Source organism: Pseudoflavonifractor sp. AF19-9AC (assembly GCF_003478995.1).
In the GTDB taxonomy this organism is placed as follows: Bacteria; Bacillota; Clostridia; order Oscillospirales; family Oscillospiraceae; genus Lawsonibacter.
Genome location: NZ_QUGI01000003.1, coordinates 124,211 through 142,447 on the forward strand (window position 1 = coordinate 124,211; position 18,237 = coordinate 142,447).

An 18,237-nucleotide genomic window follows, 5' to 3' on the forward strand; every position below is an offset into this window, starting at 1 on the left:
TAGACAGCAATACACGTATTTTATGGAATGACTGCAAACACGGCTCTTGATGTATGCTTTGTTCACACTGCAAAGCCATCCTCAAAAATTACGAATATTCTACATTTCATTTCGGCCGCATTTTTTCATAATGCTATACAGCGGAATTATACTCCAAGAAACAGCTCATTTTTCTTGGGTGTACTGCAGCTTTTTTCAGCTTGCTTGCTGCAATAGCCGCCATAATTTTATTTATGCTTCTGGCATGAACGGGACAGATACTGACACAGCGCATACAGCTAATGCATTTTTTACCATCAGTTTCAAATGGATTGGTCAACGAAATTGCTTGAACAGGGCATTTTTTCGCACACAATCCGCATTTCGTACAATTCTTTTCGGTAACTGGCTTGATGGGTACACCGTGATACTCCCGGTATGGGCTGCTGCCCGGAAGGTCCAAATTCTCTGGTATTTTGCCTTCCTCTATGCGCTGACAACTTTGTTTTGCGAATTGAGACAGTTCTTCCAAGTCATTTTGATTTGGGCGTCCTTTTGCATACTGATGCATGATCGAATGTTCTGCGGCAGCAGCAACAGCTGCTGCGCAGCAGAACCCCGAGTTTCTCAGTATCGTTTTTAATTCCAGCAACGTGTCATCGTAGGCCCGGTTTCCATACGCCACAATCAAGATGGCTTTTGCACCATTTGCACGGATCTGCTCTAAACGCGACGCCGCAATCTCCGGAACCCGTCCGCCAAAAGAAGGCACCGCCACGATGCAGGTATCCTCCTCGGCCAATGAAATTTGATGAAAGTCCACTGTACAATCGGTCAGATCAATTGTTTTCGGCTCCTGGTCAAAGGCCTGCACAAATGGCTCAGCAACTTTATCCGTGCCTCCAGTAGGACTGAACATAATTTTATATAGACTCATTTGTTCTTCTCCTTATATGTTGGACATTGTCTCATTTGTTCCACTGCTTGATGGAAAAGCTCTGATACTGCAAACAAAGTACTGCTTGCAGTATCCAAATAATAGAAATTTTTTGTGCCTTCTCGTCTGACGTTCACGATGCCTGCATCCTTTAAAATTTTCAGATGGTGGGACACCGCTGCACGCGATATATTTGTAGAATTTTGAATTTCGCCTACGCGCAAACCTCCTGTTCCGCAATTTTCAATGAGCACACGGAGAATGAGTTGGCGTGTTTCATCTCCAATGGCACATAAAGCAGGACGGCAGGCATTAAATTTCTGCGCCAACTCATTGCAATTTATTTCCATTGCCTCCTCCATCCTGTCGCCTTCCTTTCCAACGGTCAATATTGATAAACCATTATAGCACAAACGATTGCGCATGGATGATTGGTAAAGAAAATCAAGCTCATTTTCCTATACGTTCCACCGAAAATAGGATTGCTCCTCGAAACTGAACTGCAAGTAATTGAATCAATCATATTAAACTGCAAACCAAACTGAAAAAGCGCCTTCTGAACCCCGCAAATTTCAGAAGACGCTTTTGTCTGTTATGTGTGAAAACTATGATCTCTTCGCGGATAGAAACCGGTCGGTTTTTAATCTTTTTCCCAGAAGTCTCTGTCTAACCGCCCTTTGCGATGATCTTTTCCAGAGGCCTGGAGTCGCAATTTTGCAACCTGTTTTGTATCCTATCCCCCAACATTCTGAATACTGCATCCGGACTTTTCTTCTATGAAGTGAAAAAATTCCCGGGTACTTCCCCCCTCCAATGTTGCCTTTTCCATCGCGAGCGCGTGATCCTTTCCCACTACAAAAACGAGGTAATCTCCGGTCTCTGCCAACGCAAGGATCTTATCATACTGCCACTTGGATTCCGCTGCGGCAGTCTTCACCAGATAATACTCAGGATAGAATATAGTATCGGAGCATTCCGTCCCCGCCATGGCCTTGCGTTTTGCAAAATAGCCGTTAATCGCATCCTCTTTCCAGTTGATCAGCAACATCCCGGCAATAGCCACGCAGTGGAGCGCCGTCTGCCATACATTCCCCCAAGACAGCCAGAGTGACACCAAAAGAACGCCTATGATAATCCGTGCATAGCGGTGCATCCACCGGTTTCTTTTGGCCCGGACTGTTTTTCGAACTGCCCGCGCCATGGCAGTCAGTGCCTTTTGATTGTATGTAGTGTGACAAGTAAATTCCATAAATACCTCCCCAGCCGTCACGCCAGTTTTAGAAACGGATGCATCACTATATCAGATAAAACAGAATTTACCATGAATAATTTCTTAATTTTCTTTAAGAGTATTTCATCTCATCCGAATACCGCTCTTCTTCCGCCCACACTCATCCCGTCCCTGCCGAGTGATCATTGACAGGCCGAGGCACGAACGGTATGATAGGGCCATCTGATTTCTTGATTTTAGAATGCCTCAGCAGGCATAGGAAGAGAGCGTAGACGATGATTTTCTATTTTTCCGGAACCGGCAACTCAGCGTGGGTAGCCCGACAGCTGGCCCGCCTCACCGGCGATGTTGCCTATGACATTACTAACCTGAACGAACAGCCGGATATGGCCAATGCCAAGCAGATCGGCTTTGTCTTTCCGGTCTATGCCTGGGGCGTACCGGAGATTATGGCGGAGTTTGTGAAAACGCTGCCCAAAACCCAGGCATTTACCTTCGGCATCTGCACCTGCGGAGGAGATGCCGGGCGGACCATGAAGCGGTTTTCTAAGCTCTACCCTCTGAGCAGCAGCTATAGCCTTCTCATGCCCAACAACTATATCATCAGCTCTGAGCCCGACGGCGAAGACGAGATCCTCCGGAAAATCACCGCGGCCCGGGAGGAACTGGACCGGATCGCCCAGGAGCTCCGACGGCAGGTGCGGGTCTACCGGGTTCATGAGGGAGCCCTGGCCGGAGTAAAGTCCCACCTGGTCAACTTTGGATTTAACAAATTTGCCCGAAGCACAAAATCCTTTTTTGTTGAGGACAGCTGCAATGGATGCGGCCAGTGCGCCAGGAACTGCCCGGCATCCGCCATTTCTCTCCGGGACGGAATGCCGGTATGGGCTGCCCAATGCTGTCAGTGCCTGCGCTGCATCAACGAATGTCCCCAACAGGCTATCCAGTACGGAACGTCCACAGCCGGGCGGCGCCGCTATACCATTCGGGCCTACCTCCCCCAGGATGAGCAAATTTGAGGAGCACATAGTCATGGATCTTTTGTCAATTGCAATTCTCATTTTTATCATCATGGAGTCGGCCAATGTGGCCATTCTCTACTTCTGGCCGGGCAGTCGATTGGGCAACGGAGTCGCTGTGTTCAATGCCTATTTCAACCCCGTGAGTGAGGAACAGCGGCTGTTTGCCTCCTATCTGGTGAACTGGGTGGCCGGCGTAAAATTGATTTTCATTTTCCTGCTGGCAGTGATCCTTGTAATCGGCACGGAGCAGATCAAACTGTGGGCGGTAGTAGCCATGATTTTGTCCATTGCCACCTACTTCTGGCGGCTGCACCCCACCATCAAAAAGCTGGACACCATGGGCTGCATCACACCCAAGGGTTACTCCAAAGCGCTGGGCTGGATGATCGCCGGGTTTCTCATTATGTTCACCCTGGCCCTGATGGGGCATATCCTGATGGGGGTGATTGGCGCATGAAAACAAAGGGAATGTGCCGGCACAAAAAGTGGCTTATTGCCGGCGGAATGGTTCTTCTGCTTCTGGCCATTCTGGTCGGGGCATTTTTCTGGTACGTATCCGATTATTACCGGGCGGAGGATGTGGCTCTTCAGGTGCTGGCCCAGGACAGCGGCATCACGGTGCAGGACAACCTGACCATTCTCTCCCCTTCTTCTCCCACGGACACCGCCATCATTTTTTATCCCGGCGCCAAGGTGGAGGCGGAAGCCTATCTGCCCCTGCTGGATCAGATCCGACAAATCGGCGTCACCTGCATCTTGGTCGATATGCCCTTTCATATGGCGATTTTTGATGCCGATGCAGCGGACCAGGTAATGACTCAGTTTCCGGAATTCCAGCACTGGTATATCGCCGGGCACTCCATGGGCGGCGCTATGGCGTCCAAGTTTGCCTCAGACCATCCTGACCAGGTAGATGGGCTCATTCTGATGGGTGCCTACATCTACGGCAATTATCCGGATGAAAAAACGCTGACCATTTACGGTTCCCTCAACCAGAGTGTAGAGGACCACATCGATTATACGGAAAACATTGTGGAGATCGAGGGCGGCAACCACGCTCAGTTCAGCAACTACGGCCCGCAGAAAGGGGATCTTCCCGCCTCCATCTCCGCCCAGGAGCAGCAGGCCCAAACGGTGGCTGCCATTGAGGAATTTCTGCAGTCGGCGGATTCTCAGGAGTAAGGAGCCCCCATCAGAAAAGGCCAACGCAACGGTATCTCCATATCGAAAGAGGTCACATGCCTTGCTCGAATACCGGTCAATAGAAAATGAGCATTTTACATTTTAGGACATCGGATTTACAATGGAGCCAAACAATGCACAAGGAGGTTATTTCTATGAACCCATTGGTTGCTTATTTTTCCGCCACCGGCACCACCGCCAAGGCAGCAAAGGCTCTGGCAAACGCCGTAGGTGTGGAACTCTATGAGATCAAGCCCGCTGTTCCCTATACCAGCGCCGATCTGGACTGGAGAAACGCGGATTCCCGCTCCAGCGTGGAAATGAAAGATGCCCACTCCCGCCCCGCTCTGGCCGATACCGACGCTCCGGTGGCTGAGCACGACGTGATTTTCCTGGGTTTCCCTGTTTGGTGGTATGTGGCTCCCACCATCCTCAACACCTTCCTGGAGGCATACGACTTCTCCGGCAAGACCATTGTCCTCTTCGCCACTTCCGGCGGCAGCGGTCTGGGCAAGTCGGCTTCTGGACTCCAGGCCAGCGCCCCCGGCGCCAAGATTGTGGATGGCCGGATGCTCAATGGCCGTCTGGATGAGGCCGAGCTGAAGGCCTGGGCGGAAGGCTTGAAGCTGTAACACATCCCAAATCTCAAAAAAGTGGAGTGTCGATTGAGACACTCCATTTTTTTATATCTCTCTTTGCAAATACACCATATCCACCAACTGGACCCCATTCTCATAGATGGGGTGGTCATAGTGGTCGGTGAAAAAGTTCTTGACCAGATGATGCCTGCGAAAGCCGCAGGACTCGTAAAACGAAATAGTGGAGGGACTGTCCCCGGTGCCCACCTGCAGCACCGTATACCGCTCCTTGTAGGTTCGGACGAGGAAATCCACCAATGTCTTCCCGTACCCCCTGCCCTGCCAGTCCGGCTCCACGGCAATGTTTTTCAATTCCAGGATACCACTGCCCTCGTCTGTCACCACGCATTCGGCTTTGACTCCATTATCCTCCAGCACATACATGGTCCCACGCTCCAGATAGCGGTCAATCATATCCTCCTGCTCGTCCGCCAGCAAAAGCAAATCCAGGTACTGCTTTTTATCCGTTTCAACTTTTTTGATTTTCATGGATACACCTTACTTTTTCAAAAGACGTTTCAGTGCGGCGGCATCCAGCAGATTCACTGTCACGAACTTCCCATGATAAAATACTGCCCAGTTATTGAACACACAGGGCAAATCCTTGGCCTTTTCCAAGGTATCCACCGGAATGAGGGTATAGGATGCCTCCAGCTCCTGACAGGTCTTGCGCACCAGTTCTACGCTTTGATGGATATAAGGACACTGGTCGCTATAATATACAGTCAATTCCTGTTGTTCAATCTCCAACTGCTTGGCGTTCTTTGCAAATCGGGGCGTGGTTCCATCAAAAGAGAGGGCCAGCAGGCGGTAACCGTCTGGAGTCGTGTCCACGGTTTCAAACCCATGCTTCTCGGCAAAAGCCTGATCCGAGAGCCAAGCCTTTTGCTTTTCCGCACCCAGCATGCACACGCCGGATTTTCCCTTGGCCCTGGCGTCGGCCAGGCAGTACTCCATCAGCTGCCTGCCGTAGCCCTTGCCCTTGAAGTCTCCGTTGACCCACAAACAATAGATGTAGAGATAGTTATCCCCCTCCACCGGCACCCAGGCAGTCTCCAGTGGGGCATACTCAATGAACACCACCCCCTTGGCATCCAACTTGCGGAACACATGGCCTTCACGGAGACGCTCTCTGAGCCAGGCCCGCTTATCCTCCACTCCCGGGTGTGGTTTTTTGCTGCGAATGATGCAGCACAGGTGCTCCTGGGCCAGATTATCTTCGGTCAGATTGATAAATTGATCACTCATCGCTTATCACCGTTTTTCATATACCAGATCCACAATCCCGTTCCAATGCTCCGTGCTCACCAGTTTCAGCGGCAATTCCTGCAAAAGCTCGGGAAACAGCCGCACACCTTTTCCCAGCACCGTGGGAATAATCGACAGCCACAGCTGATCGATGCGCCCCTCCTTCAGCAGCTGCCCGGCCACGGACGCACCGCCGCAGATCCAGACATTACCCTCATGTTCTGCTTTCAGTTTGTCCACCAGGACAGTCAGTTCTCCATTCCAGAAGAACATGTTCTCCTGATCCGCTTCCTGCCGGTGGGTCACCACATAACAGGGACGGTCTCCATAGGGCCAGCTGTCCGGGGAGAGCTCCGTGACAAGCTGATGATAGGTGGTCCAGCCCATGACGATGGCGTCCACCGTCTCCAAAAATGCCGGATAACTGCCAGGGGTATCCGGCTCGCTGCCGTCACCCACCAGCCAGTCCACGCCGCCCTGTTCGTCCGCAAGATACCCGTCCACACTCATGGTGAGATACAGTACGCTCTTTCCCATGGCCATCTCCTCCGTTGCCCCTATTGTACCCAAGAGCCGCAAAAAGAACAAGTCAAATTGGAACATGACAGACAGCTGTCCGGTTCCTGTGCTATAATGCAGACAGTATTAGGAAAGGTGGTGGCTCTTATGAAGATGGAGCGGCTCATCGGCATCCTGTCCATTCTGCTCCAGCGCGCGAAGGTCACCGCCCCGGAGCTGGCGGAACGGTTCGAGGTGTCCCGCCGGACCATTCAGCGGGACATTGAGTCCCTGTGCCGGGCCGGCATTCCCATTGCCACCACCCAGGGCGCGGGCGGCGGCATCTCCATTATGGAAGGCTACCGGGTGGACCGCACGGTGCTCACTGCACCAGAGATGCAGGCCATCCTGGCGGGGCTGCGGAGCCTGGACAGCGTCAGCGGCACCCGGCGCTATGCTCAGCTGATGGAAAAGCTGTCTGCCGGGACGGGCGGACTGGTCCCCGGCGGCGCCCACATGCTCATCGATCTCTCCTCCTGGTACAAAACCAGCCTGCCGCCGAAAATCGAACTCATTCAGGGTGCCATCGAGCAGCACCGCACCATCCGCTTTACCTACTTCTCCCCTAAGGGTGAGTCGGTGCGCACCGTGGAACCCAGCTACCTGGTTTTCCACTGGTCGGCCTGGTATGTGTGGGGCTGGTGCCGGATGCGGGAGGAGTTCCGTCTTTTTAAACTCAACCGCATGACGGAGCTCTCTACCGGTGAGCCCTTTCCCCCTCGCTGCGCACCGCTGCCCGACCTGGAGCCGGAGCGGGTTTTTCCGGTCAAATACCAGGTCACCGTCCTCTTTGACCCATCCTGCCGCTGGCGGCTGGTGGAGGAGTACGGGGCGGACCGCTTTTCGGTGGAACCAGACGGCAAGCTTCGCTTTACTGGCGGCTTTCCCGATGGAGACAGCGTGCTCAGCTGGGTTTTGACCTTTGGAGACAAGGCGGAGTTGCTGGAACCAGAAGAACTGCGGGAGCAGCTGCGGAATTTGACTGAAACACTGGCTCACCGTTACGGGAGGAATTGATATGGCGTCTCATCAGGACTTTGTGGACTATGTGGCCGAGCAGCTGCGGGAGGCGGGCACAATCCGCAGCCGGAAGATGTTCGGCGAATACGGTCTCTACTGCGACAATGTATTCTTCGCCGTCATCTGTGACGATCAGTTTTTTGTAAAAGCCACCCCACAGGGGGAAACGGCCTTTCCTGACCTGCCCAAGGCTCCGCCCTATGAGGGGGCCAGGGACTATCTCTGGGTGGAGGATGTGGAGGACCGGGAGCGGATGACTGCGCTGACCCGTATTACCTGTGAGGCTCTAAAACGCACCCCAAAGAAGACGCGGAGGAAATGACCATGGCTTTTGATTATAAAAAAGCATACAAGGAATTTTACTTGCTGCCGTCTGAGCCGCAGATCCTTGCGGTTCCTCCTATAAACTTTCTGGCGGTGCGGGGGCAAGGCGACCCCAACCAGGAGGGCGGCGCATACAAGCAGGCCCTGGAACTGCTTTACGCAGTGGCCTACACCATCAAAATGAGCAAGATGGGCAAACACCGGCTGGAGGGCTACTTTGATTACGTGGTGCCGCCCCTGGAAGGCTTGTGGTGGCAGGAGGGCATCCACGGGGTGGATTACGCCCATAAGGAAGATTTCCAGTGGATCTCCCTCATCCGCCTGCCGGAGTTTGTGACGAAAGAGGTCTTCCGCTGGGCCATCCGAGAGGCCACGGAAAAGAAACAGCAGGACTTCTCCCCGGTGGAGTTTTTCTCTTGGGAGGAGGGATTGTGCGTCCAGTGCATGCACATCGGCCCCTATGATAGCGAGCCTGCCACGGTAACCGCCATGGCGGAATACGCCAAAAACCAGGGCTATGAGGCGGACTTTGGGGCGGACCGGTTCCACCACGAGATTTATTTGAGCGATGTGCGGCGGTACAAACCCGAGCGGCTGAAAACCGTCATCCGGCACCCAATCAGGAAGGCACTGCTATGAAACAGATTGACACGATTATTCGCAAAATACGCCCGGAAGAGTACAGACTTCTGCGGGAATTTCTCTACCAAGCCATCTATCTCCCGGAGGGCGTTGAGTCGCCGCCCCGGTCAGTGGTAGATCTGCCGGAGCTAAAGGTCTATGTTACAGGCTTCGGCACACAGCCTGGTGACTACTGTCTGGTGGCCGAGACAGAGGAAAAAGTGGTGGGTGCGGCATGGAGCCGTATCATGGAGGACTACGGTCACATCGACAACAATACGCCATCCCTGGCTATCTCGTTGCTGCCTGAATACCGCGGGCTGGGCATCGGGACCCAACTGCTGAATACCCTTTTGCTTTTGCTACAGGAGAATGGGGTGCTTCGGACATCCCTCTCCGTTCAGAAAGAGAACCCAGCTCTGCATCTGTACGAGCGAGCAGGATTTCGAATTTTAGAAGAAAAAGACACAGAATATCTAATGTTGCGGGACATCACCAATCATGCTGATATGGAGGAAATACCATGAAAGGCTTTACCCGTACTGAAACCCGTTTCTCCCTGTGCGGTCTCAACTGCGCCCTGTGCTCCATGCACCTGGGCGGCTACTGTCCCGGCTGCGGCGGCGGTGCAGGCAACCAGAGCTGCGCCATGGCCAAGTGCTCCCTGGAGCACGGCGGCGTTTCCTTCTGCTGGCAGTGCCCGAAGTACCCCTGTTCCCGCTATGAGGGCTTCGACGACGGGGACTCCTTTGTCCCCCACCGGAACCAGCAGCAGGACATTGCCCTGGCCCGGACGCTTGGACTGGACACTTACCTTGCCCAACTGGAGGAAAAACGGACGATTTTAGATGTGCTTCTGGCCCATTACAACGATGGCCGCCGCAAGACTCTTTTCAACACGGCGGTCTATCTCCTGCCTTTGGATGATTTGCAGTCCGTGATGTCTGCCCTGGACAGCCGCCCGGAACTTGCCGGACTGCCAATCAAGGAGCGGGCTCTCGCCGCCGTGGAGTTGCTGCAAGAGACGGCGGACCGCCGGAACATCAGCTTGAAGCTCAACAAAAAACCGAAACAGAGGTGATTCCATGTCCACATCCAAAGTGACGGTCCATTTCCCCTGCCCGGTGGAACGGGTGTGGCAGACGGTGACCGACCTCAGCCGCACCGCCTGGCGCAGCGACCTCAAACGGGTGGACGTCCTGGACGAAATCCATTTTGTAGAGCACTCCAAAAGCGGCTTCGCCACCCGCTTCACCGTCACGGTCTGTGAGCCGCCCCGCTTCTGGGCCTTTGTCATGGAAAACGAAAACATGTCCGGCTCCTGGGAGGGAATCTTTGAAGCGGCAGAGGACGGCACCCTTCTCACCTGCTCTGAGACCGTCACCGCCAGGCGTTTTTGGATGCGGCCCCTTGTCCCCGGCTACTTGAAGCGGCAGCAGAGGCTCTATCTGAAGGATTTGCGGAAGGAATTGGGAAAGTAGGCCGTGTTAATCTGCGTTGCTTGCGGCAACGGGTCATTCTCCCTACAATGGCGGTAACACCTGAGTGAAAGGAGTTATCCCTCATGTTGAACGAAAACATCAAGGCTATCCGGAAGTCAAAGGGGCTCTCCCAAGAGGACCTCGCCGTGAAGCTGAATGTGGTACGGCAGACCGTCTCCAAATGGGAGCAGGGACGCTCCGTCCCGGATTCCGACCTGCTCATCGCCCTGTCGGAGGCTCTGGAGACCCCCGTGAGCACGCTGCTGGGAGAGACGGTGGCGGAGTCGGAGGCGGACGCCGTCAAAGCGCTTGCCGAAAAGCTGGAAATCATCAATTTGCAGCTTGCACGGAGAAAAGCCCTGCGAACAGCCATCCTCCATTGGCTGCTCATTACGCTATATGCGGGCATTGGACTGGGTTTTGCCATGCTGCTCGCAGCAGGCAGCCCTTACCTTAGTTGGGATTTCAGTGACCCGGAACTCGCCGTTGCAGGTACGATTTTTCACGCATTTGAGTGGTTGTTTGTCCAGCTGGCTCCCTTGATTCTGCTGGCGGCAATGGTTGGAATTTGGCTGACGCGAAAAAAAGCATAGATTAGGTTTGGCTGGACAGCAGCATGGGCGCACCGCACACATGCACCCCTCCCCTAAGACAAGAAAGCACGATCTGGCAGAGATTCGGAAAAGCTTGGGATCTTCAACCAGATAAAGTGAAAAAATATATGTTCCAATGGGTGCGAAGCGCCATTCTGTTCGCGCTCGCGAACAGAAGAAAATTGACACAAAGGCAGCGTGATATTCCATGATTTTTGGATATCACGCTGTTTTTATGCCAAAAGTCCCATTTTCAAGCTGTGTCCCCTTCAAAAAAATGAGCCATTTCAGGGGGCAAAAAGGAGCATAGCGGAATGGATTTTTTTGTGGTAAAGTAATAGTCAGGAGAAGGATGCCCCATTTGGTGCGTCGGAACAGAACAGAGAATGGGAAAGGGCCATGGCCCTTTCCCGGTATGGGGTTCCCCATACCGAGATATCTCTGCCCCGGGAAACACAAAAAAGTCGGCCCGCCGCCGCGAAGAGGAGGTACCATATGAAAAAACGGATGTTCAGTGTTTTCATTTGTATGGCGCTCTGCCTGAGCCTGCTGCCCACCACAGTGCTGGCGGGGGATACGGTGTCCTTCATCGAGTACAGCTGGAACAAGGACACATCCACGCTGACCTCGGCAACAAAGTCGGTCAGCGACTACACAACCATTACCAACAGTACCACCAACTGGAACAACACCGCTACCGGCTGGTATGTGGCCCAGGGCGACGTCACCATCGGCAGTGAGACCGTCCCCCAGAGCGTCACGGTCAACGGCGACGTCCGTCTGATCCTGGCCGACGGCTGCACCCTCACCGTCAACGGGGGCATCCAGGTGGCGGAGGGCAACAGCCTCATCATCTACGGCCAGTCCGGCGGCACCGGCCAGCTCATTGCCAATGCTGCTTCCGGCAGCCACAATGCCGGTATTGGAGGCAACGGCAGTGAAAACAGCGATGGCGAAACTGCCGGCACCATCACCATCCACGGCGGCCAGGTCACTGCCACTGGCGACGGCGATGTCTTTGAATACAGCGGTGCAGGAATTGGCGGCGGCGGCGGGAACCCCGCCGGCAGCGGCGGCACCGTGATCATCTACGGCGGTCAGGTCACCGCCACGGGCGGCAGCAGAGGCTCTGGCATCGGCGGCGGCGGCAGTCCTGTCCGCGTCGGCAGCGGCGGTGACGGCGGCACGGTCACCATCTACGGCGGCACAGTTACTGCCACGGGCAGCGTCGGTGCAGGTATCGGCGGCGGCAGCGGCGGTGACGGCGGCACGATCACCATCCACGGCGGTACAGTCACGGCCACTGGCTCCGGCGGCGCGGGCATCGGCGGCGGTTATAGCGGCTCCGGCGGCACAATCATTATCCACGGCGGCACAGTCAACGCCACCGTCAGAGTCGGCCATGGAGCAGGCATCGGCGGCGGTGGCGGCGGTGACGGCGGCACGACCACCATCCACGGCGGCACGATCACCATCCACGGCGGCACGGTCACCGCCGCCGCCAGCAGCAACGGTGCAGGCATCGGCGGCGGCGGCACCAACAGCGGCAATGGCGGCAGCGGCGGGAACATCACCATCTCCGGCGGCACAGTCACCGCCACAAGCAACGGCGGTGCAGGCATCGGCGGCGGCAGCGGCGGTAACGGCGGCACGGTCATCATCTCCGGCGGCACAGTCACCGCCACGGGCGGCGGTGTAGGCATTGGCGGCGGCATCAGCGGCAGCGGCAGCTTCTCCACTGGCACAAGCGGCAGCGCTGTGATCTTCGCCAGCAGCAACAGCGGGAATGCCATTCCGGACAACGATGATACGAGCAGCTGGCAGGGCGTGATCTTCCAGGGAAACAAGGGCAACGTGTACGGCACCAGCGTCACCCCCATCGAGGACTTCACCATTCCCGCAGATAAGACGCTGGTCATTGAGGAAGGCAAAACCCTCATTCTCTCCCAGGGCGTGGCCCTTACCAACAACGGCATCCTTACCATCTCCCAGAATGCAACCCTGACCAACGAGGGCGTCCTTATTACCAAAGGCACCCTTACCAACGGCGGAGCCATCCAAAACAAAGGCGCTATTGTTTACTACGAAACAAAGCCTGAGGGAGTGACCGGCAGCGGCTCAGTATTTGACGGCGATTCCCCTGTCCCCTATGTGGATGAAACCGGCGCATTACAGACCTGTTCAGACTACACACTGGTGACCTCGGATGTGACCCAGTGGACAGGAGATACAGAAAGCGGCTGGTATGTGGCCGTGGGGAAGATCACCCTGGGCTCCCGCGCCGCCGTCACCGGCGACGTCCGCCTGATTCTGACCGACGGCTGCACCCTCACTGTCAACAGCGGCATCCAGGTGGACGGAAATAACAGCCTTACTATCTACGGCCAGAAGGACGGCAGCGGGACAGTCAACGCCACGGGCGCCTCCGGCAACGCCGGCATCGGCGGCGGCTATCAAGGCTCCGGCGGCACGGTCATCATCTCCGGCGGCACGGTCAACGCCACGGGCAGTGTCAACGGCGCGGGCAGTGTCAACGGCGCGGGCATCGGCGGCGGCGCGGGTGGTTCCGGCGGCATGGTCACTATCTCCGGCGGTACGGTCAACGCCACCGGAGGCACCATCAGCGCGGGCATCGGCGCCGGGGGGATAACCGCGTCCGGCAACTTCGGCTCCGGCGGCACGATCATCATCTCCGGCGGCACGGTGACCGCCACCGGCAAAGCCATCGGTAACGACACGAGCCTGACCCTCTCCCCCAAAGCTGGCGAAAAAATTGCGGCACGGGCGGGCGACAGCGAAAGCGGGGCTACCCCGCTGGCGGGATCGCCCTTTGCCACGGAAACTAAGATCACGGACCTGGTGTCCGGGCAAAAATACTTCCACAGCCAGGTGGAGAAGATCACCTACACCGTTACCGTCCAAGCGTCTGAGGGCGGCACTGCCACCGCCGACAAGACCACGGCGGCAGAGGGCGAGGTCATTACTCTCACCGCCACTCCCGACAGCGGCTACCACTTTACCGGCTGGACTTCTTCCAATGGCGGCTCCTTTGCCGATGCCTCCGGCTCAAGCACCACCTTCACCATGCCCGCCGGGGATGTGACGGTCACGGCAAACTTTGCCCGCAATTCCAGCGGCTCCAGTGACCCCACCTACTCCGTCACCCTGCCCGGCGAGGTGGAGGGCGGCACGGTCACCGCCAACAAGCGCTACGCCGAAAAGGGCGAGACCTTCCCCTTCACCGTCACCCCCGACGAGGGCTGGGAGCTGGACACCCTGACGGTCACTGACCGCAGCGGCAAGAAATTGGAAGTGACCCACAAGGGCGGCGGCGTGTACGCCTTCCAGATGCCCGCCGGACAGGTGGAGATCGAAATCTCCTTCCGGGAGGTCAAACCCGAACCCCTGCCCTTTACCGATGTGAGGGAGGACACATGGTATTCCGAGGCGGTGCGCTATGTCTATGAGCACGGCCTCATGGCGGGTACCGGCGCCGCCACCTTCGGCCCCGACGTCACCACCAGCCGTTCCATGATCGCCACCATTCTCTGGCGCATCGCAGGCAGTCCGGTGGTGAACTACGCCATGAACTTCTCCGACGTGCCCCAGGACCAGTGGTACTCCGAGGCGGTCCGCTGGGCCACCAGTGAGGGCGTGGTCTCCGGCTACGGCGACGGCTCCTTCGGCACCAACGACCCCATTACCCGGGAACAGTTTGCCCTCATGCTGTGGCGGCTGGCCCAGAATCAGGGCTATGACGTGTCCGTGGGCGAGAACACCAACATTCTCTCCTATACGGATGTTTCGGAGGTCTCTGAGTACGCCATCCCCGCCCTCCAGTGGGCCGTGGGCGCAGGCATCATCAGCGGCACCGGCGACGGCTCCACCCTCTCCCCCCAGGGCCAGGCTACCCGGGCTCAGGCCGCGGTGATGCTCATGTGGTTTTGTGAAAAATATGTGACCTGGTAAGTCCTTCAAACTGCTCTTAAAAATTGTCTGCAAAGAACACAGCGTCCACAGCGGGATATCCCGCTGTGGACGCTGCTTTTCACCGCTCAGAGAAGCGCTATGCGGCCGCCACTGCCGTCTGTCACACGCTATCCACACGATAATTTCTCAACATGTGTTCATTACTACTATCCAAATTGTGTAATTTATTTTATACTGATGCCAGCTATATGGAAATTTTCTGCGGAACTGACAAAAGCCGCATTTCCCCTGCTGCGTGGTTCCGGGGCGGACGGTTTTCAATGGCACACTATATTAGGGAGGTACTGAACATGGGCTTTTCTCTCTCCGTCTCCCAGGCGGACGCCGTACTGCGTGCGCTGAAGAAAGACTACCGTGTCTACGCACCAAAGCGGTTTCCCAAGCAGGGCCGCTACTCCGACACCGACATCATCCGGTACGCCGAAGTAGATTCCTTTGCCGACATTGTTTGGGACACCAAGTCCGACTACCCCGCCAAAGAAGTCATCACGCCCATCCAACAGGCCATTTTTTATTTTACTGAGGATGAATATCGGGCCAGCAAGGTCAAAACCAAGCCCATCCTGCTGCTGGCCCGCCCCTGCGACATCAATGCCCAGCGGATTCAGGCCCGCATCTACGCCGGAAACGGCGGTTATGACGACCTGTACTACATCCGGGTCCGGGAGCTGGTGAAGTTCGCCGTCATGGACTGCAACGGCGGCGACGACACCTGCTTCTGCGTGTCCATGGGCACCAACCGCACCGACGATTACGCCCTGGCCCTGAAGTTCTCCGCCGACGGGCTCCTGGTACAGGTGGCCGACGAGTCCTTTGCCCCCTACTTCCAGGACATGCCCCAGGCCGAGTACAGCCATGCCTTTGTGGAGGAAAACGAGCTGAAGGTCACCATCCCCGACCTCAGCGACAAGGCGGTTCGCATGGCTCTCAAGTCCCATTCCATGTGGCAGGAGTACAACAGCCGCTGCATCTCCTGCGGCGCCTGCACCGTGGCTTGCTCCACCTGCACCTGCTTTACTACCCGGGACGTCATCTACGGTGTCAACCCCGAGGTGGGCGAACGCCGCCGGGTAACTGCCTCCTGTCAGATTTCCGGCTTCGATCAGATGGCCGGTCAGAGTGAGTTCCGCTCCACCGCCGCTGACCGCATGCGCTACAAGGTGCTCCACAAGTTCCATGACTACAAGGCTCGGTTCGGTGAGGAGCACATGTGCGTGGGCTGCGGCCGCTGCACCCACCGCTGCCCGGAACTGATCTCCATCACCGCCACCGTCAACAAAGTATCTGCCGCCGTGGAAGAAATCAAGGCTTCCATGGCCAGTCAGTAAAGGAGGTCCGCGCTATGATGAACCCTGTCCAGCCTCAGGCCTGTACCATCCTGAGCGTCAAGAAAGCCGTCATGAGTGGACCTTCCGGGTGTCTACCGACGCCAAGCCCGCCCACGGCCAATTCATGCAGCTGTCCATCCCCATGATCGGCGAGGCCCCCATCTCCGTCTCCGCCCAGGGGGACGGATGGCTGGAGTTTACCATCCGCTCCGTGGGCAAGGTCACAAACGTCATCTTCCAGAAGGAGGCGGGCGATACCCTGTTCCTCCGGGGGCCCTACGGCAAGGGCTGGCCCGTGGAGCAGTTCCGGGACAAGCATCTGGTGGTCATTACCGGCGGCACCGGCCTGGCTCCTGTCCGCTCCATGCTCAACATGCTGGCCCAGACCCCCGGCTACGCCCGGTCGGTCCACCTGATCTGCGGCTTCAAGAACGCAGACGGCATCGTGTTCCACAACGAGCTGGAGGAATGGAAGAACCACTTTTCCACCATTTACACCCTGGACAACGGCACCCTGGAGGGCTGGCGCACCGGCATGGTCACCGCCTTTGTGCCGGAGCTCCCCTTTGACTCCTTCGGCGGCGACTACGCTGTGGTGATCGTGGGGCCGCCGCCCATGATGAAGTTCACCGGCCTGGCCCTCATGGACCACGGCGTGGATCCGGAAAAGGTCTGGATGAGCTTCGAGCGCAAAATGTCCTGCGCGGTGGGCAAGTGCGGCCACTGCCGCATTGATGAGGTATATGTCTGTCTCGACGGCCCGGTGTTCCCCTACACGGTAGCCCGGGACCTGGTGGACTGAGAAAGGAGGGGCCAGAGGATGAATCAGGACATCAACATCAAAAAGGTCCGACTGAACTGCTACCGGCAGTCCAAGGTGCCCGGAGAATTCATGCTGCAGATGCGCGTGCCCGGCGGCACGGTGGATGCCAAGTATCTCAGCTATGTGGAGCACATCGCCAAGACCTGGGGCGACGGCACCTTCCACATGGGCACCCGCCAGAACTTTGACATTCCCGGCATCCCCTACGAAAATATCCCGGCGGTCAACGCCTATCTGGAGTCATACATCAAGGAAGTGGACGCCGAGCTGTGCAACGTGGACATGGACACCATCGCCCACGAGCCCCACCCCTGGGATCCTACGGAGGGCTATCCCACCATCGGCGCCCGCAATATCACCGCCTGCATCGGCAATTACCACTGCATCTGCGGCAACTGCAACACCTTTGAGCTGGCCCGGAAGATCGAACCCATCATCTTCCCCAGCCACTACCACATCAAGATCAACATTGCCGGCTGTCCCAACGACTGCAACAAGGCCCATATGTGCGACTTCGGCATCATCGGCGTGGCGCGCATGACATACCACCCCGAGCGCTGCATCGCCTGCGGCGCCTGTGTGCGGGCCTGTCAGAACGGAGCTACCCGGGTCCTGTCCGCTAATCCGGCCATCGGCAAGGTGGAGAAGGACGCCTGCTGCTGCGTGGGCTGCGGCGAGTGCGTTCGCGCCTGCCCCACCAGCGCCTGGACCCGCCAGGAGACCAAGTTCTACCGGGTGATTCTGGGCGGCCGCACCGGCCGGCAGACACCCCGTACGGGCAAAATGTTCCTCAACTGGGCCACCGAGGACGTAATCCTAGGCGTGCTGAAGAACTGGCAGAAGTTCTCCGCCTGGGTCATGGACTACAAGCCTGAGTATCTCCACGGCGGCCACCTCATCGACCGGGCCGGCTATAAGAAGTTCAAGGAAATCATCCTGGACGGCGTGGAGCTGAATCCCGAATGTCTGGTGGCGGAGGATCTCTATTGGCACGAGACGGAATACCGCTCCAACTTCAATGTGAAACCCCTGTCCATGCACCACACCGCCGGTCCCAAGGAATAATCCCTGACTGGCAGCTGTACCCCTGATTGGGGCGTAGGAGAAACAGGTACAGGATGGCTTTTTGTAGGTCGAAACGCTTCTGCGCTTGTTGGGCATCCAATGAACGATTGCTTACAAATAGCTGCGGCACCATTTCTTCAATGTACGAAGCCCGAAGCCCCTGCAACACGGGGGGCTTCGGGCTTCTCGCACATGAT

The 18,237-nt window shown here is 56.6% G+C and carries 20 protein-coding genes and 1 pseudogene; 15 read left to right on the forward strand and 6 right to left on the reverse strand.

Going from position 1 to position 18,237, the window contains the following annotated elements:
* Positions 1-133: 133 nt before the first annotated feature.
* From DWX58_RS06175 to DWX58_RS06185, 3 genes are all read right to left on the reverse strand, one after another.
* Positions 134-916, reverse strand: coding sequence for an EFR1 family ferrodoxin (locus DWX58_RS06175; protein ID WP_118642101.1), 783 nt, complete (start codon positions 914-916; stop codon positions 134-136).
* Complete coding sequence (locus tag DWX58_RS06180; protein WP_118642102.1) at positions 913-1,278, reverse strand: metalloregulator ArsR/SmtB family transcription factor; 366 nt, start codon at positions 1,276-1,278, stop codon at positions 913-915. Before DWX58_RS06180 ends, DWX58_RS06175 begins: the two co-directional genes overlap by 4 nt.
* Before the next feature lie 371 nt (positions 1,279-1,649).
* Entirely contained in the window at positions 1,650-2,165 is a 516-nt protein-coding gene (locus tag DWX58_RS06185; RefSeq protein ID WP_118642103.1) for a YcxB family protein, read from the reverse strand.
* Between the two features lie 257 nt (positions 2,166-2,422).
* On the opposite strand from DWX58_RS06185, the gene DWX58_RS06190 reads away from it, so the two are divergent.
* The 4 genes from DWX58_RS06190 (at position 2,423) to DWX58_RS06205 (ending at position 4,983) form a co-directional block, all read left to right on the forward strand.
* A complete protein-coding gene (locus tag DWX58_RS06190; protein ID WP_118642104.1) occupies positions 2,423-3,166 on the forward strand; it encodes an EFR1 family ferrodoxin in 744 nt (247 codons plus the stop codon).
* 13 nt (positions 3,167-3,179) lie between these two features.
* The gene (locus DWX58_RS06195) at positions 3,180-3,626 is read left to right on the forward strand and encodes a hypothetical protein (protein WP_118642105.1); all 447 of its coding nucleotides are present in this window, start codon (positions 3,180-3,182) and stop codon (positions 3,624-3,626) included.
* 47 nt (positions 3,627-3,673) lie between these two features.
* Positions 3,674-4,351, forward strand: a complete 678-nt coding sequence (locus DWX58_RS06200) for an alpha/beta fold hydrolase (RefSeq protein ID WP_243093289.1) — start codon at positions 3,674-3,676, stop codon at positions 4,349-4,351.
* A 155-nt stretch (positions 4,352-4,506) separates the two neighbouring features.
* Positions 4,507-4,983, forward strand: a complete 477-nt coding sequence (locus DWX58_RS06205; RefSeq protein WP_118642107.1) for a flavodoxin — start codon at positions 4,507-4,509, stop codon at positions 4,981-4,983.
* A gap of 51 nt (positions 4,984-5,034) precedes the next feature.
* On the opposite strand, the gene DWX58_RS06210 is transcribed toward DWX58_RS06205, so the two are convergent.
* From DWX58_RS06210 to DWX58_RS06220, 3 genes are read right to left on the reverse strand one after another with little or no spacing between them, the layout of a single operon-like run.
* Complete coding sequence (locus tag DWX58_RS06210; RefSeq protein WP_118642108.1) at positions 5,035-5,478, reverse strand: GNAT family N-acetyltransferase; 444 nt, start codon at positions 5,476-5,478, stop codon at positions 5,035-5,037.
* Between the two features lie 9 nt (positions 5,479-5,487).
* A complete protein-coding gene (locus tag DWX58_RS06215; protein ID WP_118642109.1) occupies positions 5,488-6,237 on the reverse strand; it encodes a GNAT family N-acetyltransferase in 750 nt (249 codons plus the stop codon).
* Positions 6,238-6,243: 6 nt separating this feature from the next.
* Positions 6,244-6,774, reverse strand: coding sequence for a dihydrofolate reductase family protein (locus DWX58_RS06220; RefSeq protein WP_243093290.1), 531 nt, complete (start codon positions 6,772-6,774; stop codon positions 6,244-6,246).
* A gap of 129 nt (positions 6,775-6,903) precedes the next feature.
* Between DWX58_RS06220 and DWX58_RS06225 the strand changes: the two genes are divergently transcribed.
* The 11 genes and pseudogenes from DWX58_RS06225 to asrC all read left to right on the forward strand — a co-directional run bounded on the left by DWX58_RS06225 (position 6,904) and on the right by asrC (position 18,040).
* Positions 6,904-7,812, forward strand: coding sequence for a YafY family protein (locus DWX58_RS06225; RefSeq protein ID WP_118642111.1), 909 nt, complete (start codon positions 6,904-6,906; stop codon positions 7,810-7,812).
* Between the two features lies 1 nt (position 7,813).
* Positions 7,814-8,137 carry a TfoX/Sxy family protein gene (locus tag DWX58_RS06230; RefSeq protein ID WP_118642112.1) on the forward strand — a complete coding sequence of 108 codons (324 nt, stop codon included), beginning with the start codon at positions 7,814-7,816 and terminating at the stop codon, positions 8,135-8,137.
* Between the two features lie 2 nt (positions 8,138-8,139).
* Complete coding sequence (locus DWX58_RS06235; RefSeq protein WP_118642113.1) at positions 8,140-8,778, forward strand: GyrI-like domain-containing protein; 639 nt, start codon at positions 8,140-8,142, stop codon at positions 8,776-8,778.
* A gap of 5 nt (positions 8,779-8,783) precedes the next feature.
* Positions 8,784-9,287 (forward strand): N-acetyltransferase, encoded by a 504-nt coding sequence (locus DWX58_RS06240; protein ID WP_118642584.1) that lies wholly within the window; start codon positions 8,784-8,786, stop codon positions 9,285-9,287.
* The gene (locus DWX58_RS06245; protein WP_118642114.1) at positions 9,284-9,841 is read left to right on the forward strand and encodes a DUF3795 domain-containing protein; all 558 of its coding nucleotides are present in this window, start codon (positions 9,284-9,286) and stop codon (positions 9,839-9,841) included. Before DWX58_RS06240 ends, DWX58_RS06245 begins: the two co-directional genes overlap by 4 nt.
* A 4-nt stretch (positions 9,842-9,845) precedes the next feature.
* Positions 9,846-10,241, forward strand: a complete 396-nt coding sequence (locus DWX58_RS06250) for an SRPBCC family protein (RefSeq protein WP_118642115.1) — start codon at positions 9,846-9,848, stop codon at positions 10,239-10,241.
* A gap of 83 nt (positions 10,242-10,324) precedes the next feature.
* Complete coding sequence (locus tag DWX58_RS06255) at positions 10,325-10,834, forward strand: helix-turn-helix transcriptional regulator (protein ID WP_118642116.1); 510 nt, start codon at positions 10,325-10,327, stop codon at positions 10,832-10,834.
* 495 nt (positions 10,835-11,329) lie between these two features.
* On the forward strand, positions 11,330-14,803 hold the full coding sequence (locus tag DWX58_RS15880; RefSeq protein WP_118642117.1) for an S-layer homology domain-containing protein: 3,474 nt from the start codon (positions 11,330-11,332) through the stop codon (positions 14,801-14,803).
* Positions 14,804-15,114: 311 nt separating this feature from the next.
* Positions 15,115-16,152, forward strand: coding sequence for an anaerobic sulfite reductase subunit AsrA (asrA, locus tag DWX58_RS06265; protein WP_118642118.1), 1,038 nt, complete (start codon positions 15,115-15,117; stop codon positions 16,150-16,152).
* 14 nt (positions 16,153-16,166) lie between these two features.
* Positions 16,167-16,954, forward strand: a pseudogene (asrB, locus tag DWX58_RS06270) (anaerobic sulfite reductase subunit AsrB).
* A gap of 18 nt (positions 16,955-16,972) precedes the next feature.
* Positions 16,973-18,040, forward strand: coding sequence for a sulfite reductase subunit C (asrC, locus tag DWX58_RS06275; protein WP_118642119.1), 1,068 nt, complete (start codon positions 16,973-16,975; stop codon positions 18,038-18,040).
* Positions 18,041-18,237 lie beyond the last annotated feature (197 nt).

Bases quoted from the DNA above. Each gene is read 5' to 3' on its own strand.
- DWX58_RS06175 (WP_118642101.1), bottom strand. From the start codon at position 916: ATGAGTCTATATAAAATTATGTTCAGTCCTACTGGAGGCACGGATAAA.
- DWX58_RS06180 (WP_118642102.1), bottom strand. From the start codon at position 1,278: ATGGAGGAGGCAATGGAAATAAATTGCAATGAGTTGGCGCAGAAATTT.
- DWX58_RS06185 (WP_118642103.1), bottom strand. From the start codon at position 2,165: ATGGAATTTACTTGTCACACTACATACAATCAAAAGGCACTGACTGCC.
- DWX58_RS06190 (WP_118642104.1), top strand. From the start codon at position 2,423: ATGATTTTCTATTTTTCCGGAACCGGCAACTCAGCGTGGGTAGCCCGA.
- DWX58_RS06195 (WP_118642105.1), top strand. From the start codon at position 3,180: ATGGATCTTTTGTCAATTGCAATTCTCATTTTTATCATCATGGAGTCG.
- DWX58_RS06200 (WP_243093289.1), top strand. From the start codon at position 3,674: ATGGTTCTTCTGCTTCTGGCCATTCTGGTCGGGGCATTTTTCTGGTAC.
- DWX58_RS06205 (WP_118642107.1), top strand. From the start codon at position 4,507: ATGAACCCATTGGTTGCTTATTTTTCCGCCACCGGCACCACCGCCAAG.
- DWX58_RS06210 (WP_118642108.1), bottom strand. From the start codon at position 5,478: ATGAAAATCAAAAAAGTTGAAACGGATAAAAAGCAGTACCTGGATTTG.
- DWX58_RS06215 (WP_118642109.1), bottom strand. From the start codon at position 6,237: ATGAGTGATCAATTTATCAATCTGACCGAAGATAATCTGGCCCAGGAG.
- DWX58_RS06220 (WP_243093290.1), bottom strand. From the start codon at position 6,774: ATGGGAAAGAGCGTACTGTATCTCACCATGAGTGTGGACGGGTATCTT.
- DWX58_RS06225 (WP_118642111.1), top strand. From the start codon at position 6,904: ATGAAGATGGAGCGGCTCATCGGCATCCTGTCCATTCTGCTCCAGCGC.
- DWX58_RS06230 (WP_118642112.1), top strand. From the start codon at position 7,814: ATGGCGTCTCATCAGGACTTTGTGGACTATGTGGCCGAGCAGCTGCGG.
- DWX58_RS06235 (WP_118642113.1), top strand. From the start codon at position 8,140: ATGGCTTTTGATTATAAAAAAGCATACAAGGAATTTTACTTGCTGCCG.
- DWX58_RS06245 (WP_118642114.1), top strand. From the start codon at position 9,284: ATGAAAGGCTTTACCCGTACTGAAACCCGTTTCTCCCTGTGCGGTCTC.
- DWX58_RS06250 (WP_118642115.1), top strand. From the start codon at position 9,846: ATGTCCACATCCAAAGTGACGGTCCATTTCCCCTGCCCGGTGGAACGG.
- DWX58_RS06255 (WP_118642116.1), top strand. From the start codon at position 10,325: ATGTTGAACGAAAACATCAAGGCTATCCGGAAGTCAAAGGGGCTCTCC.
- DWX58_RS15880 (WP_118642117.1), top strand. From the start codon at position 11,330: ATGAAAAAACGGATGTTCAGTGTTTTCATTTGTATGGCGCTCTGCCTG.
- asrA (WP_118642118.1), top strand. From the start codon at position 15,115: ATGGGCTTTTCTCTCTCCGTCTCCCAGGCGGACGCCGTACTGCGTGCG.
- asrC (WP_118642119.1), top strand. From the start codon at position 16,973: ATGAATCAGGACATCAACATCAAAAAGGTCCGACTGAACTGCTACCGG.